The sequence below is a fragment of the Pseudoalteromonas sp. PS5 genome (genome assembly GCF_004103255.1).
GTDB lineage: Bacteria > Pseudomonadota > Gammaproteobacteria > Enterobacterales > Alteromonadaceae > Pseudoalteromonas > Pseudoalteromonas peptidolytica.
Genome location: NZ_RCSQ01000037.1, coordinates 65,246 through 81,405, shown reverse-complemented (window position 1 = coordinate 81,405; position 16,160 = coordinate 65,246). Strand labels below are relative to the sequence as shown.

18 protein-coding genes are annotated in these 16,160 nt (G+C 42.8%); 4 read left to right on the top strand and 14 right to left on the bottom strand.

Features of this window, described 5'->3' with window-relative positions:
* Positions 1–12 precede the first annotated feature (12 nt).
* The gene (locus D9603_RS05180) at positions 13–993 is read right to left on the bottom strand and encodes a 2-hydroxyacid dehydrogenase (RefSeq protein ID WP_128730523.1); all 981 of its coding nucleotides are present in this window, start codon (positions 991–993) and stop codon (positions 13–15) included.
* The gene (locus D9603_RS05175) at positions 959–1,474 is read right to left on the bottom strand and encodes a glutathione peroxidase (RefSeq protein WP_125252415.1); all 516 of its coding nucleotides are present in this window, start codon (positions 1,472–1,474) and stop codon (positions 959–961) included. Before D9603_RS05175 ends, D9603_RS05180 begins: the two co-directional genes overlap by 35 nt.
* 128 nt (positions 1,475–1,602) lie before the next feature.
* Here D9603_RS05175 and D9603_RS05170 point away from each other — a divergent pair, with 128 nt between their 5' ends.
* Positions 1,603–2,487 (top strand): NAD(P)-dependent oxidoreductase, encoded by an 885-nt coding sequence (locus D9603_RS05170; RefSeq protein ID WP_128730522.1) that lies wholly within the window; start codon positions 1,603–1,605, stop codon positions 2,485–2,487.
* 130 nt (positions 2,488–2,617) lie between these two features.
* On the opposite strand, the gene D9603_RS05165 is transcribed toward D9603_RS05170, so the two are convergent.
* The 7 genes from D9603_RS05165 to D9603_RS05135 all read right to left on the bottom strand — a co-directional run bounded on the left by D9603_RS05165 (position 2,618) and on the right by D9603_RS05135 (position 9,417).
* Positions 2,618–3,331, bottom strand: coding sequence for a M15 family metallopeptidase (locus tag D9603_RS05165; protein WP_241651587.1), 714 nt, complete (start codon positions 3,329–3,331; stop codon positions 2,618–2,620).
* The gene (gene dapE / locus D9603_RS05160; protein ID WP_128730521.1) at positions 3,300–4,427 is read right to left on the bottom strand and encodes a succinyl-diaminopimelate desuccinylase; all 1,128 of its coding nucleotides are present in this window, start codon (positions 4,425–4,427) and stop codon (positions 3,300–3,302) included. Before dapE ends, D9603_RS05165 begins: the two co-directional genes overlap by 32 nt.
* Complete coding sequence (locus D9603_RS05155) at positions 4,427–4,774, bottom strand: ArsC family reductase (protein ID WP_128730520.1); 348 nt, start codon at positions 4,772–4,774, stop codon at positions 4,427–4,429. Before D9603_RS05155 ends, dapE begins: the two co-directional genes overlap by 1 nt.
* Positions 4,771–5,283, bottom strand: a complete 513-nt coding sequence (locus D9603_RS05150) for a PTS glucose transporter subunit IIA (RefSeq protein ID WP_128730519.1) — start codon at positions 5,281–5,283, stop codon at positions 4,771–4,773. Before D9603_RS05150 ends, D9603_RS05155 begins: the two co-directional genes overlap by 4 nt.
* Positions 5,280–5,660, bottom strand: coding sequence for an ACT domain-containing protein (locus tag D9603_RS05145; RefSeq protein WP_128730518.1), 381 nt, complete (start codon positions 5,658–5,660; stop codon positions 5,280–5,282). Before D9603_RS05145 ends, D9603_RS05150 begins: the two co-directional genes overlap by 4 nt.
* Before the next feature lie 407 nt (positions 5,661–6,067).
* The gene (pta, locus tag D9603_RS05140; protein ID WP_128730517.1) at positions 6,068–8,215 is read right to left on the bottom strand and encodes a phosphate acetyltransferase; all 2,148 of its coding nucleotides are present in this window, start codon (positions 8,213–8,215) and stop codon (positions 6,068–6,070) included.
* 2 nt (positions 8,216–8,217) lie between these two features.
* Positions 8,218–9,417 (bottom strand): acetate kinase, encoded by a 1,200-nt coding sequence (locus tag D9603_RS05135; RefSeq protein ID WP_128730516.1) that lies wholly within the window; start codon positions 9,415–9,417, stop codon positions 8,218–8,220.
* Between the two features lie 152 nt (positions 9,418–9,569).
* On the opposite strand from D9603_RS05135, the gene yfbV reads away from it, so the two are divergent.
* Complete coding sequence (gene yfbV / locus D9603_RS05130; RefSeq protein ID WP_125252423.1) at positions 9,570–10,016, top strand: terminus macrodomain insulation protein YfbV; 447 nt, start codon at positions 9,570–9,572, stop codon at positions 10,014–10,016.
* Between the two features lie 112 nt (positions 10,017–10,128).
* Here yfbV and rlmA read toward each other — a convergent pair whose 3' ends face one another.
* From rlmA to xthA, 3 genes are all read right to left on the bottom strand, one after another.
* Complete coding sequence (rlmA, locus tag D9603_RS05125) at positions 10,129–10,932, bottom strand: 23S rRNA (guanine(745)-N(1))-methyltransferase (RefSeq protein WP_128730515.1); 804 nt, start codon at positions 10,930–10,932, stop codon at positions 10,129–10,131.
* Entirely contained in the window at positions 10,929–11,552 is a 624-nt protein-coding gene (locus tag D9603_RS05120) for an energy-coupling factor ABC transporter permease (protein WP_125252425.1), read from the bottom strand. Before D9603_RS05120 ends, rlmA begins: the two co-directional genes overlap by 4 nt.
* 232 nt (positions 11,553–11,784) lie before the next feature.
* On the bottom strand, positions 11,785–12,594 hold the full coding sequence (gene xthA, locus D9603_RS05115) for an exodeoxyribonuclease III (protein WP_125252426.1): 810 nt from the start codon (positions 12,592–12,594) through the stop codon (positions 11,785–11,787).
* A 517-nt stretch (positions 12,595–13,111) separates the two neighbouring features.
* Between xthA and D9603_RS05110 the strand changes: the two genes are divergently transcribed.
* Positions 13,112–13,546 carry an exonuclease III gene (locus D9603_RS05110; protein WP_128730514.1) on the top strand — a complete coding sequence of 145 codons (435 nt, stop codon included), beginning with the start codon at positions 13,112–13,114 and terminating at the stop codon, positions 13,544–13,546.
* 161 nt (positions 13,547–13,707) lie between these two features.
* On the opposite strand, the gene bcp is transcribed toward D9603_RS05110, so the two are convergent.
* Together bcp and D9603_RS05100 are read right to left on the bottom strand one after the other, a co-directional pair.
* On the bottom strand, positions 13,708–14,181 hold the full coding sequence (gene bcp / locus D9603_RS05105) for a thioredoxin-dependent thiol peroxidase (RefSeq protein WP_128730513.1): 474 nt from the start codon (positions 14,179–14,181) through the stop codon (positions 13,708–13,710).
* 9 nt (positions 14,182–14,190) lie between these two features.
* Positions 14,191–14,727 (bottom strand): ACT domain-containing protein, encoded by a 537-nt coding sequence (locus D9603_RS05100; protein WP_125252429.1) that lies wholly within the window; start codon positions 14,725–14,727, stop codon positions 14,191–14,193.
* A gap of 324 nt (positions 14,728–15,051) precedes the next feature.
* Between D9603_RS05100 and bamC the strand changes: the two genes are divergently transcribed.
* On the top strand, positions 15,052–16,110 hold the full coding sequence (bamC, locus tag D9603_RS05095) for an outer membrane protein assembly factor BamC (protein WP_128730512.1): 1,059 nt from the start codon (positions 15,052–15,054) through the stop codon (positions 16,108–16,110).
* Positions 16,111–16,160: the final 50 nt, after the last annotated feature.

Genomic DNA, 16,160 nt, shown 5'->3' with positions numbered 1-16,160 from the left:
TTTTTTTGTTATTCACTCAACCTTGTTTAATAGTGGTTTACCCACCCTTGCTGCATCAAGGTTTTCGCAGGTGACAGTGGCTATTTGTTTAAGTGCTTCTTTAGTAAAAAAGCCTTGATGACCAGTTACTAATACATTAGGAAAGCTCACTAATCGAGAAAAGATGTCATCTTGAATGATCTCTTCACTGTGGTTTTTGAAAAAAAGTTCGGACTCTTGTTCATAAACGTCTAAACCAAGATAACCGAGTTGTTTTGACTTAAGTGCTGAGATACAGGCTTTACTGTCTAATAACGCACCTCGACTGGTGTTGATAAGCATCACTCCTGGTTTCATTTTTGCAAATGCAGCATCGTCAATAATATGATAGGTGTGTTCATTTAATGGACAGTGTAGGCTGATTATATCTGACTGTGCGAGCAAAATATCCAAAGAAACAAGGGTGTATGGCCCTTCACCAATATTGGGGTCGTAAACCAGTACATTCGCCCCAAAACCGTTAAGAATGCTAACCAGTGCCTGGCCGATTTTCCCACAACCAACAACACCAACAGTCTTGTTGTATATATTGAAGCCTAATAGGCCGTTTAGATCAAAGTTATCTTCTCTGACTCGATTATAGGCTTTATGTGTTTTTCTGCTCAATGTTAGCATTAAGGCAATGCAATGTTCGGCAACCGCTTCGGGACTGTAAGCGGGCACTCTTACCACATCTATGTTGCTTGCCGTTGCAGCCTTAATATCTACATTGTTAAATCCAGCGCAGCGAAGGGCAATTGTTTTGATGTTATATTCTTTGAGTGTGGCGATAACATCGGCATTCACAATATCATTTACAAAAACGCAAATGGCATCATATCCTTGGCACAGGGCTACGGTATTTGGATTCAGAGATTCATTGATAAAGCAAAATTCAAGAGCTGAAAAGGGCTCAATGGCTTGCTTAAAAAATGGCACTTCATAGTTTTGCGAACTGAATAGGGCGATTCTCATGGTTAATGTGGCTCTCTATCACTGATTTTAGCGTTTCTGGTTTTGTTCTTGGCGCATATCTAGATACTAGCATGCCATCAGAGTTTATTAGAAACTTAGTAAAATTCCATTTAATCGCGCGATTTTGCGCAATACCTCGGGTATGAGATTTTAAATAGCTAAATAAAGGGTGGGCATCCGGCCCGTTAACTTGTGTTTTAGTACAAATCTTAAAGCTCAAATTAAAGTGCGTATTATAAAACTCTTTGAGCATTTCATCTTCAAGTGGCTCATTACGGCCAAATTGATTGCATGGAAACGCCAGCACCTCAAAACCAAATTGTTTGTACTTGTTGTGTAGCTTTTCTAGTGCTGATAATTGCGGGGCAAAGCTACATTTGCTAGCAATGTTTACGATGAGCAGCGGTCTACCCGCAAATGATTGTAGCGGTATAACTTGTCCATCAATAAGCTGTGCACTAAAACGATAAATACTCTCCATCCTTTCAGGCTCCGTGTGTTTTCTTTATGTTATTCGGTATCAAAGCAGTTTTTTCATTTGCTATGACAGAGGTGCTCGGGTATAAAAACTCCATTCTTATTAAGATAACAATGAAATAGGACAGAAATATGTCAGTGAGAGTCGCTTTTTTAGGGTTGGGTGTCATGGGTTACCCGATGGCAGGACATTTGCAAAATGCAGGTTACCAAGTCACGGTATATAACCGTACGACAAGTAAGGCTGAAAAGTGGGCTTCAGAATATCAAGGAAGTTTTGCTGCAACACCAAAAGCTGCGGTGACTGACTGTGATTTTGTATTCATGTGTGTGGGTAATGATGATGATTTACGTTCGGTAGTATACGGCGATGATGGTGTGTTGGCGGGAATTAAATCTGGTGCAGTGCTGGTGGATCATACCACTACATCAGCAAAAGTCGCCCGTGAAGTCGCACAAGAAGCGCAATTACAAGGGGTTGAGTTTCTAGATGCTCCGGTATCGGGAGGACAGGCCGGAGCTGAAAATGGCGTATTAACAATTATGGTTGGGGGTCAAGCTAGTACGTTTGAAAAAGCACAACCAGTCATGGCTGCATTTGCAAGATTCAGCCAGTTAATTGGTGAAGTCGGTGCTGGACAGCTTTGTAAAATGGTTAATCAAATCTGTATCGCCGGAGTAGTACAGGGATTAGCAGAGGGACTACATTTTGCAAAACAAGCAGGCTTAGATGGCGAAAAAGTGATTGAAACGATTGCCAAAGGCGCAGCAGGGTCATGGCAAATGGAAAATCGCTATAAAACCATGTTAGCAGGAGAGTATGAATTTGGCTTTGCTGTTGATTGGATGAGAAAAGATTTGGGCATTGCACTGGATGAGGCAAGAAGTAACGGTTCAAATTTAGCGCTTACAGCGTTGGTTGATCAGTACTATGCAGACGTTCAAGCGTTAGGCGGAAATCGCTTCGACACATCAAGTCTACTTGCTCGACTTGATGCTATCCACGACAAGAAATGATGGTGTAATCTAAGGCGAATTTATACACAAGTAGCTGGCTATTGGCAGGGAGTTAAACGTTGTTAGCGTCAGATTTACTCCTTCAAATTGAGCAAGTATTAAGTCAAATTGGTATTATCCGAAGCTCAGGTTACTTGGGTGCTATATTAGCGATAAACTGCTGATGTAGCGCCTCTAGGTTATCAAGTATTGTTAGCTTTGCGCCAATATTCGTGCGTACTAGCAAAGCTTTGAGCGTAGCCGGAGATTGTAAATCAGCCAGTGGCTTTGCGGTGCGCCAATGACTGATATGCCACGGTTCGGCAGCAACACCACCACGAAAACGGTCGTAAGGTCGGTAAAAACCATAGCGTTCGAGGTTGCTGTCTAGCCACAGAGAGAATTCGTATTGATGCCCGCCTTCCTGGTACTCCCACGGCTCAAGCTGCAATGATTGCTGTGCTGGTAGTCTATCCCTCGCGTATACATCTATATCTGTGCCAAAATGGTGGCGGCTTGCTCCTGGAAGGGCAGAAAACAGCATGATAGCTCTGACTTTTTCTATTTCAGACAGTTCATTCAAATCTACTGCTTGGTTGTTCAAGTCAAGCACCGGCCGTCGCATGGAGAACTTATGCTCCCATATCGATTTTTGCCTTTCAAAGCTGCGAAATGCTGAAGCCATGTAAAGCGTGAAACCGGCCAGTTTTGCAGCGTTGATAAGGGATGCCAAATCATCCACAATCTCTCGGTGCACATGACGACCGTTATAGCATATGAGATGCGATTCATTCACCCCACATGCTATACACTGTGCCGCCGTTAAGGAGCGGCTAGGCAAGTAACTTCTCCAAGATTTTTTCATAGATCAATGCGAGTTGGTCTAGATCTTTACAACTTACGCATTCGTTCACTTGATGAATGGTCGCATTTATCGGGCCAAGCTCAATGACTTTACAGCCTGTTTGTGCGATGAAGCGCCCATCAGAGGTGCCACCGGAAGTCTCAGGGGTTGTTGTTCTTCCCGTTACTTCTTGAATGGCTGACATGGTAACATCGAGCAATAGGCCAGGCTCAGTTAAAAACGGTAAACCGTTTAATATCCAATCAAGTTCGTAATCAAGCTGGTGTTTATCCAAAATCGCAGTCACACGTTGCTTGAGTTCTTCGGCAGTTACCTCAGTGCTAAAGCGAAAGTTAAACTGAACTTGTAGGGTGCCAGGGATAACATTGCCGGCACCGGTTCCGCCATTAATATTAGATACTTGGAAACTAGTTGCTGGAAAAAACGCATTGCCTTTATCCCACTCTGTATCGCTCAACTCTGCAATTGCTGCTGCGGATAAGTGGATTGGATTTTTAGCGAGGTGTGGATACGCGACATGACCCTGCTTTCCTATCACTTTAAGGTGTCCTGTGAGTGACCCGCGACGACCATTTTTAACCACATCACCAAGCTCATGACGAGATGAGGGCTCACCGACCAAACACATATCAATTTTTTCGTTTCGCGCCTCAAGTAAGTCGACAACGCGAGTCGTCCCATTCACAAATGGGCCTTCTTCATCAGAGGTGATCAAAAAAGACAAAGATCCTTTGTGATTAGGGTGGTTATTAATAAACCGCTCTGTGGCAACAATCATCGCAGCAAGTGAGCCTTTCATATCGGCAGCGCCACGCCCATGTAACATATCGCCTTCAATCGTTGCTGCAAATGGCGGGTGCTGCCATTGGCTCTCGTCGCCAACAGGTACAACATCGGTGTGACCGGCAAAGCAAAAGTGTGGCCCTCTTGTCCCTTTTCGTGCCCATGTATTGAGCGTATCGACAAAAAAGTGTTCTTCTACATTGAACCCTAATTTTGCTAGACGCTCGTTAATCAATTGCTGGCACCCTGCATCATCGGGTGTGACTGAAGCCCGTTGGATCAAGGTCTGTGCAAATTCTACTACTTCACTCATCAGGCAAAAATCTCATCATATTGGGCTGCTTTAAAGCCTAAGTGGTATTGACCTTGATAAAGTAAGATTGGACGTTTGATCATGGCTGGCGCATCTAGTAAATGCTGTTTTGCACTCGTTTCACTTAAATTCTGCTTTTGTTCATCGCTCAGCGCACGATAGGTGGTGCCACGTTTATTTAACACATTTTCCCAGCCTAAATGTTCAAAAAAAGTAGCGAGCAGGGTTTCGTCGATCCCTTCTTTTCGATAGTCATGGAAAGTAAACTCGATATTGTTGTCTTGAAGATATTTTTTTGCTTTTTTAATGGTATCGCAGTTGCTGATCCCATACATCATAACTGTCATAAAGCACACGCCCTCGCAATGGTTATTATCGGCTCTTTGGCCGCTGTAACTTGTTTTAAAGGATAATAACATGCACCAAGTTTTTGTGCATTGAGTAGCACAATTGCCGCCATTGTTTTTGCTTCACTTAGAGGAACATCGTAAAAACATAGTGGCTCACCGAGCGCGATCTTAGACTTACCAAAGCTATTAGCTTTAAGGTATTCAGGCTTGGTAAACTCACTACTGATGTCAAGGCTTAGTAACATTTTAAGGCCGTTGTTTGCCTGCACAATATACTCGCAGCCATTTCTGCGCGTTTGGAGTAACTGGCCGTGACAAGGAGAAAGCAGCAGCGGCACTCGAACCTGCACGCATACACCAATTCCCAATGCTCCCGATGCAATTACTGCGTTTGAGTGTGCTGTGAGCGGAAACACCTTACCGGTGAAAGGGCTAGGAATATGTGCGATAGGGTTGGCAATTTGTGATATTGGTCGATACTGAATAGTTGGTGAAAGTTCAATCAAAGTAGTAAATACCCGTCTTTTTTAAGCGCTTGTATAGCATGTTGAATTTGGCTCTGCTTCACAAGAATATAGTCTGTATCATACGTTGATAAGGTAAATATTGAGATGTTCGATTTTGCCAGCACGCCAGATATATTTGCCATAATGCCAGTTAAAGAAAATCCAAGCGGTCCTATTACCTCTAGCGCGCGCCAGTGAGTTTCGGCTGCAAGGCTATCGACTTTAATAGCTGACTCACAGACTATGGATAGCTCATCTGATGTTTTGGCTATAAAGAAAATTTCACTGTTTAACACCGCTTGCGGTACTGCTTCATCACAATCTAGACTATGTATCGTAAATTCTTGCTTGAGCAGCTGCAGTGTTTGCTTTGACATTACCAACCCTTTATTTGGAAAAATACCAAGTGCTTAAAACATAGTATAGTGAAGTCAAATTAAAGACCAGAGCAGACGGGTAAAAGTAAAAAATTAATTATTAAGAGCTGATACCAATTAGACTTAATAATTGCTTACTTAGAACAACTAAATAGCAAAATTTTTGTCTGGTTACGACAAGATTTTCTCGCCTCAAAATAGACCACTGAATTAAGATAATTGGTATTAGAATAACCAATGGCTTTTCAGTCACAATTTTCGTGGTTTTTGTGTCGATTTCAATGCAGGGTTATGGCGTTGTATGAGGAAATAGGGCATCCCCAGTAATTATTGTCAAAAAGATATAAATCAAGGTGTACTTTGAGAGGAAAGGGCTCAGTATTGAGCCCTTCGTCTAATAGTAGTGATTAAGCTTCGATTTGCGTCGCTTGAATTGCGGTCAACGCGATTGTATATACGATGTCATCGACTAATGCACCCCTACTTAAATCATTGACGGGCTTGCGCATACCTTGCAGCATAGGGCCTATGCTGATCAGCTCAGCACTTCGTTGTACAGCCTTATATGTAGTATTACCGGTGTTCAGATCTGGAAAAACAAATACGGTTGCTTTACCAGCCACTTTGCTGTTTGGTGCCTTTTTACGCGCGACATTTTCCATTATTGCGGCATCGTATTGAAGTGGCCCGTCTATATCTAGGTCGGGGCGTTTTTCCTGTGCAATTTCTGTTGCAGCTCTCACTTTTTCCACATCAGCGCCTTGCCCAGAAGTACCAGTACTGTAACTGATCATTGCAACTCGCGGTTCGATACCAAATGCTGAAGCTGAGTCAGCTGACTGGATGGCGATATCTGCTAATTGCTCCGCAGTGGGATCAGGGTTAATTGCACAGTCACCGTACACTAATACTTGATCTGGTAACAGCATAAAAAATACTGAGCTAACTAAGGATGCGCCAGGCGCGGTTTTTATCAACTGCAGAGGCGGCCTGATAGTATTTGCTGTGGTGTTCACTGCGCCTGATACCAAGCCATCAACTTTGCCTTCAGCTAACATCATAGTGCCAAGAACTACGTTGTCTTGTAACTGCTCTTCAGCAACAACTTCAGTGAGACCTTTGTTTTTGCGTATCTCAACCATAGGCGCAATATATTTGTGCACTTCATCTTGTGGCGATAATATGGTCACATTTTCATTTAGCTCTACACCTTGCTGCTGGGCGATGCGCTCAATTTCTTCGCGGTCGCCAAGTAACACGGTCTTCGCAATGTTGCGAGCGCCACAAATCGCAGCAGCCTTTATTGTACGAGGCTCATTGCCTTCGGGTAGTACAATTGTTTTACCTGCACGTCTTGCCAGATCAGTGAGCAAGTAACGAAAAGCCGGTGGTGACAGCTTACGAGTTTTGGCAACGCCTTTAGCAAGACCCTCTAGCCACTCACTGTCAATATGGCGAGCATTGTGCTGCTTCACCCTTTCAATACGTTGCTCATCATCACTGGGTACTTCCATATTAAAGTTATGTAGTAGTAATGACGTACGCCATGTATCGGCCTCAGTGGCGAGAATAGGTAAACCAGTATCCATGGCCTGCTCACACAAGGTCATGATCTTCTCTTCGGGCTTAAAACCACCGGTTAATAATATGGCACCAATCTTTGTACCATTCATAGCCGATAAACAGGCTGCGACCAATATATCTGAACGGTCACCTGGAGTGACCAACAGGGCACCTGGGGTAAAGTGGTTCAGAATATTTGATACCGTTCGAGCACAGAAGGTCACGCGGCGCAGACGACGGTGTTCCATGTCACCTGCATTGATGACTTCGGCTTTCATGTAATTACTCAGATCAATAACCCGAGGTGCAACAAGATCAAAGTCCCACGGAATTGCGCCTAACAGCTGAAATGGGTGCTTTCTAAAAATCGGTAGCGACGCTAATCGATTCATTTCATTTTCTAGTTCATCAGGCTTGTACTGATCAACTAAGTCTGCACGTGCTCGACCATCTTCATCCAGTGGTGCATTGACTTTGTTAAAAATACAACCCAGCACACGAGGGTGGTTGACCCCGCCGTAATTACCCGCGGCGATTTCTAGTCGATCTTCAAGCTCGTCAATGGAGTCATTTCCTGGTGTTAGAACAAAAACAATGTCTGCGCCCAGAGTTTGAGCGATTTCACGATTCACACGTCCAGCATATGGCTGACGACGCGTGGGCACCATGCCTTCAATGATGGCAACCTCATCATCTTGCACCGCACCTTCGAAGCGCTCTACAATTTCCTCCAGCAAGTCGTCGCCTTTACCATCACCAATCATCTGCTCAGCATAGCTCAGCTCAAATGGTGTTGGCGGAGTAATCGTTGACCCTTGTTGTACGATAAGGGTCGATTTTTCTGGACCTGTGTCTTCTTTTCTTGGTTGTGCAATCGGTTTAAAAAAGTTCACTTTGACCGCTTTTTGCTCAAGCGCTCGGACTATACCTACAGAAACCGACGTTAAGCCAACGCCAGTTGAAATAGGAATGAGCATGATACGACGTCCCATTACTATGCTCCTTTTGCAAGTGTTGCAGCGTCGTTCGCGATCACCCACTCTTCATTCGTTGGAATAACCATCGCAACCGGAGAGTGTGCGGCGTCAGTGATAATACCCTGACCACCAAATCGAGCTTTGAGGTTTTGCTCAGCATTTACCTTCATGCCAAGGAAGCCCAGTTGGTTAACCACTTTTTCACGGATAACATCCGAGTTTTCACCGATACCACCTGTGAATACGAGTGCATCTAAACCACCTAACGGGACTAAGAAGCTAGCAATTTGCTTAGCCAAACGGTAACAAAAAATATCCAAGGCGAGACTCGCTTGAGGGTGATTTTCCTGAGCCGCTTCTTCTATTGTGCGGCAGTCATTTGATAGCTCACTGATCCCAAGTAAACCACTTTGCTTGTTCAACAGCGTATCAATTTGCTGGGTTGAGTAGTTTAGGTGGTTGATAAGGAATGAAAATAAACCTGGGTCTATATCACCACTTCGGGTCCCCATAACCAGACCCTCCAGTGGGGTTAACCCCATACTAGTATCGACAGATTTACCATCTTTTATGGCCGTAACAGAACAGCCATTACCCAAATGCGCAGTGATAATACGAGATGGTGCCTGTTGCAACCCTAAAACTTCAATGGCTTGTGCCGATACGTAAGCATGACTAGTCCCGTGGAAGCCGTAACGTCGTACACCATGTTCACGGTAGAGCGAGTAGGGTAGCGCGTAAAGGTATGCGGTTTGATCCATACTTTGGTGGAAGGCCGTATCAAACACTGCAATCTGCGGTAAATGGGCAAATGCCGCCTGTGCTGCGCGTATGCCAAGTAGATTGGCAGGGTTGTGCAAAGGCGCGAGACTTGCCGTTGCTTCGATTGCTTGAATAACGGAGTCATCAATAATGACTGACTGTGTAAAACGCTCTCCGCCATGCACTACGCGATGGCCGACAGCGACAAGATCAGCATCTAAAGAAAGATCTTTGATGAGTTTTACAAGTGTAGTGATTGCAACTTGGTGTGCATCACCACTGTTAAGGGGAACGATTTCTTTGTTGCCTTGGAACTTGTACTTTATTTGTGGTGCTTGTTCAGCGAGGCGCTCGCCCAGACCTGATAATATTTCCTCTCCGGTTGCGTTATCAATGATTGCAAACTTGAGACTGGAGCTTCCACAATTAAGAACCAAAACATGCTGAGATGACATAATGACTTTCCGTTTTGACAATAACAGTTATTGCGTATTAAGCTTAAAGCTATAGCGCATATAAGCTACGCATTTAGACTAAGGTATAGTTGACAGTAAAGACGTCGATTTTACCTCATTTTTTATATAAAAGTTAGCACCTAGGAGTTATGATGCAAAAAAGTCTTATTTCGCAAGTGCAACTTGGACGTCAATACTCAAAAGAGTGGCCTATGCGCAAGGAATTAGCACCACTATTCCCCGAGTTTCGGGTGATAAAGGCGACAGAGCTTGCTTTAAATACTATGCCTATGCTGGCGGTGTTTACTCTATTTCTGCAAACTAGTCAGTTGGGGTACCAATATTTACCACAGGCGATAGCGGTTGCGCTGTTCTTTTTATCGTTGCCTGTTCAAGGGCTGTTATGGTTAGGAAAAAGGGCGGAAACACCATTAAATCCAGCACTGAATTCTTGGTACACAGAGCTTCACCAAAAGATGGTTGCGAATGGCTACGATACCCCTTTATCCTCTAGAAAGCCAAGATATCGGGAATTGGCGAGATTATTGAAAGATATGTTTGAAAAGATGGATAAAGCATTCACCAAAGAAAACCTGTGAGGTAATGTGTAAGCCTACCCCTAAAAACAGTGGGTAGGCTACAGCGTGCAAGCGCTAATTTAGTGAATCACCCTTGGACTTCAACATATCCATGTTAGTTCGTAAGATAGTGCTATTCGTTGCGCTGATATTCATTAATAAAAAATGATAGCGTCACTTCAACTTTATCCATTTTTTGCAATCTGTCTAAGTGCTGCTGCTTAAATTTCCACGCAAATGGTGTCATCATGATCAGATGCTGTACGCAAGTAAAGTCCATAGTGTGAGTCTGTTGTAACTTGGTACGATCAACTAATGTAAAACCAGCAGGGGTGTCCGGCGCTTTGTGTAGTTTCACATCGTCGTAAATGAGAGACTTTAGCTCAAACAGATGATGCTCTGCTGGTGATATCACAAATAAGCTGCCTTTTGGTTTACACAGACGCGCTAACTCTTGATCAAAAATCGGCGCGAAAATACTGACGATAACGTCAGCAAACTTATCTTCAAATGGCGCCTCCTTAATAGACGCGACACTAAACGCGACTTGAGCGTAGCGTTTTGCTGCATAACGTATTGCTGGCTTGGCAATATCTACACCATATACCGTGGCATTTGGGCTGTGACTCGCAATTTCTCGTGTATAAAACCCTTCTCCACAGCCTAAGTCCAATACTTTTTCAGGCGTTTTCTGTGCGACAAGAGAGGCGAGGTTATCTCTTAGAAACTCATAATGGTGGGTTTCAAAAAATGCACGACGTGCAGCCACCATTTCTTGGTTGTCACCAGGCTGTTTAGACTTTTTATTCTGAACTGGCAATAAGTTGACATAGCCTTCTTTGGCTATATCAAATTGGTGATTTTGATCACAGGTATAGCTAGCACCACCTCGAAACAAAGGTAGTTTACAAAGCGGGCAGCGGTAATGGGATATCATTTGTCTAAGTATTCCCTATCAAAAAAGGTTTTAACCCAATGTGGGCGGTATGTAATAAGCAAAGTGATAGCCATGCCATTTAGCATTGCTTCTGGGAACCACATGATGACAGCAAAGTGCAGGTAATTATCTGCAAGCTCGAACCAAGTATAGGCATCGACGGTGTAATAGTACATTGCGCTGAGTAAGATTTTTAAGCACCCGACGGTACCTGCAAATATAAATGCACAGACGAAGATATATACAAAAAAGTGCCTCGGTAGGTAATGATAGCAAAGCACAAATAACCCGTAACTAATGTACACTGGGAGTAAAGCGGTAAAGAGCCATAAATTACCAAACTCCGGCAATGAGAAGCCGTTGAAGTAACCATGTAATATACATGCTAAGCTTGCACTTAGCGCACCTAAACGCCATCCCAGTATAAGGCTTACAGCGGTAACACCCAAAATATGAATATCAAGTTGTGGTAAAATGCCCGCCTTAATTTGCCACAGCAACGTGAGTACGACAGCGCAACTTAACACCCCAGTTTGTCTTGCTGCAACCAGTAATAATTGTTGGTACTCTTGACGATTAAAGCTAAATAAAAATAATCCGAGCGCGGCGATAAAAGTCACGGCTTCTTCCACATGTTAATGAGATTGGCAATACTAGTTCGAGCAAAACTGTGAGTTACAGCTCAATATAGTGCGATCCTATTTGGTTTTCAGATTTACTCAGTGTGAGGGAGTACCTTGATGCTAACCGGTTAAAACCTTCTCATCTAGATAAGCTTTTGCCTTAGCGATAGCTACGTAATTTACAAGGTTTACTCCCCTCAAAAAAAGTCACTTCGTTGATATAATACGATCAGAGACTAAAAGTAGCCCAAACTGGGGCGTGATCTGAAGGCTTTTCAATTCCTCTTAACTCGTAATCGATATCACTTTCAAGGCACTTAGCCATCAAAGGCTCTGTAGCGAGTACCACATCAATACGTAATCCACGGTTGTCATCAAAGCCTTTAGAGCGATAGTCAAACCAAGAGTATTTCTCTGTGGCATCAGGTGTTAACTCTCTAAATGTATCTTTGAAACCCCAGTCCAATAACGTTTTTAACCATTCACGTTCCTCTGGCTGGAAAGAGCACTTTCCGGTTTTTAGCCATCGTTTACGATTTTGCTCACCAATACCAATATCAGCATCTATTGGAGAGATATTAATGTCACCCATCACGACTAAATTTGATTTAGGATCAGCAAACTCATTTAAATGTGTCATCAGATCAGCATAAAATTGTCTTTTATACGGAAATTTTGTTTCGTGGTTAATATTGTCGCCTTGTGGGAAGTAGCCATTCATTACAGTGACCTCAGCGCCAGAGTCACTTTCAAATGTACCACTAATCATTCTACGTTGTGATTCATCAGTGTCGGTTGCAAAGCCTTTTTGAATCACTTTGGCTGGCTTTTTGGAGAGTATCGCAACACCATAATGAGCTTTTTGTCCATGAAAATAAACATGGTACCCCAGTGCTTCGACATCATCTTTAGGAAAAGCTTCATCATGTACTTTGATTTCCTGAAGCCCAATTACGTCAGGTTGATGTTTTTCTATTAATGCTTGTAATTGATGTAGCCTAGCTCTTAGGCCATTAATGTTAAACGAGACAATTTTCATAGCACTCTCTATTGACTTTGCTGTTTTGTAGCAGAGTTTATCATTTAAAAAGAAGAGGATCAGCGATTGAAGGCAATTAACCTGAGCTTTGAGAAATTATTGCCTTTCTATCGGTGAATTTTGGCAATCACAACCACAATCTAAAGGTTGTACCAATTTGATCCGTCAAGTTGAGCCAATGTATTGGACAATGATACTTGTGCTGTGGAGAGTGAAGCACGCTACAGTAAAATTTATATAGCGCCTAACACCTTTTTTGCAGTTTAAGACAAGAAAAACTGGTTAGTAGCATTTGAACGTACCTAAAACCTAGCTATCGCAGTCGTTGAAGAAAGCATTTGTCCCGGTATTGGTATATATGAACTTGTTAAATTTTGTACAAGTTTAGGTGTGCCATAGCGATAATTTTACCCTAGTGTAAATAGAACATTAAATAAGCAGTTTTGCATGATTTAGCTGTTTACTTATTCTACATTGTAATTATAATCCGCACCGAATCGTTCATTTGGGGTATATTATGCTTAAATCTCTCTCTTTCTTAGGTCTTGTTTCTCTAGCTTCTTCAACTGCGTTTGCGTCTCAAGTTGAGTACACGCAAGCTGACTCGTCGCCTGCGACAAAAGTGTGCGCTGTTGCTGCGGAGCAGGGGTTCAGTGCAGCACGTAAAGAAGCTGCATCACTAGGCTTATTTATTTCTCGCTTTTCACCGAGCATCAAGTGTAATGGTGAAGATATTCGTGAGTTTGCAAAAGCATCTCAGCGTATTCAAAGGCAAGAAAAGAAAGTTGAGTTAGTTGCTGAAAAATCTGATGTAGCAACTGGATTATGTATTGACGCTGTGCGTCACGGTGTGAATCATTTACGCCTTAGCAATCAACAGGTACGTAACCTTCGTTGTAACGACATGCCTGTTAAGCAGTTTGTTAAAGAATTCAGAAACGCAGCGATCTAATACCATTTGTTCTAAAACTTACTTAGTTGGTATTACTGCTACGTATCAAAATATACCGACGAATAAGGTTGGTAAAAAAATCCGATAAACAGTCGTTTATCGGATTTTTTATGTTAAAGCCTAAAAACTCTTTACTACTGGGTGGTTGAACCATCTATTGTTTATGCTTGCGCTTTTAGATGCTCAATAACGACTTGATGATGATCTTTTGTTTTAAACTTATTGAATACATGTTTGATGGTTCCATCCTGACCCACAAGGAACGACAATCTGTGGATCCCGTCATACTCTTTACCCATAAATTTCTTCAGACCCCAAACACCGAACTCATCTGCGACGGCATGATCTTCATCAGAGAGTAGATCGAAGTTTAGCTCTTTTTTGTTTTCAAAGTTTTTTAACTTTTTCACAGGATCAGGGCTAATACCAACGGCAACGGTGTTAAGTGCAGCGAGTTCTGTTTTGTGATCGCGTAAGTTTTCCGCTTGAACTGTGCAGCCTGGTGTAAGCGCTTTGGGGTAAAAATAGACTAAGACTTGATTGCTCTTAAGTAAGTTTGCAAGTTCAATGGTTTCGTCATTTTGATTCTGTAATGAAAATAATGGTGCTTTATCACCTGCTTTCAAAGTGTTCATGTAAAATCCTTAGCGAATGCGTCTAAAAATGTAATCTACGTTTAAGGCGTGAGAAAGATCTTCAAACTGAACTTTAAAGTTATCGATATCAACATCTACAGGAATATTGAATTCAAGCTCACAGCGCATGTGAAGTTCATCATCTTGCTCAAAGGTATCCGATTTTAGTGAACAAATACTGACGCCTTGCGCTGCAAAATAGCGAGTCACTTTGCTCAATGTACCGGGAGAATCCAGCCCTTCGTACTCCAAGGTATAACCGGCACTAAATTCCCCTTGTTGATGACTTGAGGTTCGTTTCATCATGGTCAACAAACCCAGCTCCATGCTTTTAGCTGGTAAGGTATGTTCGACACGACTGATAGAGGCCATATCACCGGCGAGTAACATAATGAAAGTAAATTCGTTACCTAATATTGCGATACGGCTGTCGATAATATTACAGTTGCAGTCGCTCACAAGTTGTGTCAATTCACCAACAATACCAGATCTGTCTTCACCTATCGCTGTTAAGACTAGCTGATGGTTTGTATGATGCGTGGTCATTTTAAAACCTCTGATTTCATGTAACGCGCCCAATTAGTTAACGCGAAATACTACCATATCTGAGTTTTAGCGCTAGCGGGATGTAATAAAAAATAGAATCGTGGATGACTGTGTGGTTGCTTGTTTTTCTGGTGCATGACAAGTAACATAGGGCAAATTTTTGGCTATGTAATAGATAGGTCAGCAAAAAGTGCTAAATCTATACTGTCATAGCGCTAATAGTTCAACGTTGCCAATATTTGGTAACTTTGTGTGAACCAATTCGGCAATCCTAAATCATAACTTTGATTCGAATAATAATAGGGTTTGCTAAGGAGTAAATGAGTGCAGTATTGGATCCCAAAATCACTGGTTCTTGGAATTGCCGTTAGTTTGAGCGGCTGTAGTATTTTCACAAATGATGCACATCATGAGAGAAATTATCGAGCAAATGCGCCAGTTAAGGTTCCTGAAGGGCTAGAGAAGCCTTATCGCGACCCTGAATTTGCGATGCCTGTAGGGCAATATGAAAACACCCCAGAACCGGTCAGTTACCGTGCTCCTCAACAAGTATTGACTGTTGCGCAAGGTAGCTGGGTTGAGCAAGGCGAAGAAGCGGCAAGGATCTTTTTTGATAAAAACGATGGTATAGACGATTTACCACAGTTTATCTGGCGTGCTGTTGATGGCGTCATTGCTTTACACGAAGCAGGTTATGAGGTTGAAAATAAAGCACAAGGTACCGTAACAACCACTTGGTATTCGCTCATTAAACCAAAAGATGGCTGGTTTTGGGAGGAGAGCAAAGCCCCTGCTAAACAAAAGTTTACCTTCACGGTAGAGCAAAAAGCACACCAACGTACGGCATCAGTTTTAGCCGAACTAGTTGATTATCAAGGTGAAGAAGCGCTCACGCCATTATTAAAGCGTCACCTAGAGGTTCGAGCGCTTAACGAAGTAGTATCGGAATTTGACTATCAGTATCGTCTACTTCAGGTTGAGCTTCGCAAGCGACAAGGCGTGTTGGCATTAGAGCTAGGCTTTGATAAAGCGGGGAATTCGGCACTACTTACCGAAAAAGGTCAGCAAGCGGTGTTGGATCGTTTTTCAAACTTCCTAGAAAGAAGTAACTTTACCGTTGTCCGCGTTGATAGGGAAAAACAAGAAGTGTTAGTTCGCTATGAAGCGCCGGAAAGCAGCGTTTGGGACTCTATCTGGGGCGAAGAAGCTGTGGTGTTGCCTATTGAAAATGGTGACTACACAATAAGTGTTGCCGAAGCGCAAGACACACGCACATCAATTACGTGGAAAGATGGACAAGGCAGTGTGCTAGATGCGAACACCATGAATAACTTGCATCAGGCTTTAATTGAGCTGCTTAGGCAGAAGGGTCTAACGATCTAACAAGTATAATAATTTAGAAACGAAAAGAGCTTCGGCTCTTTTCTTTGTTT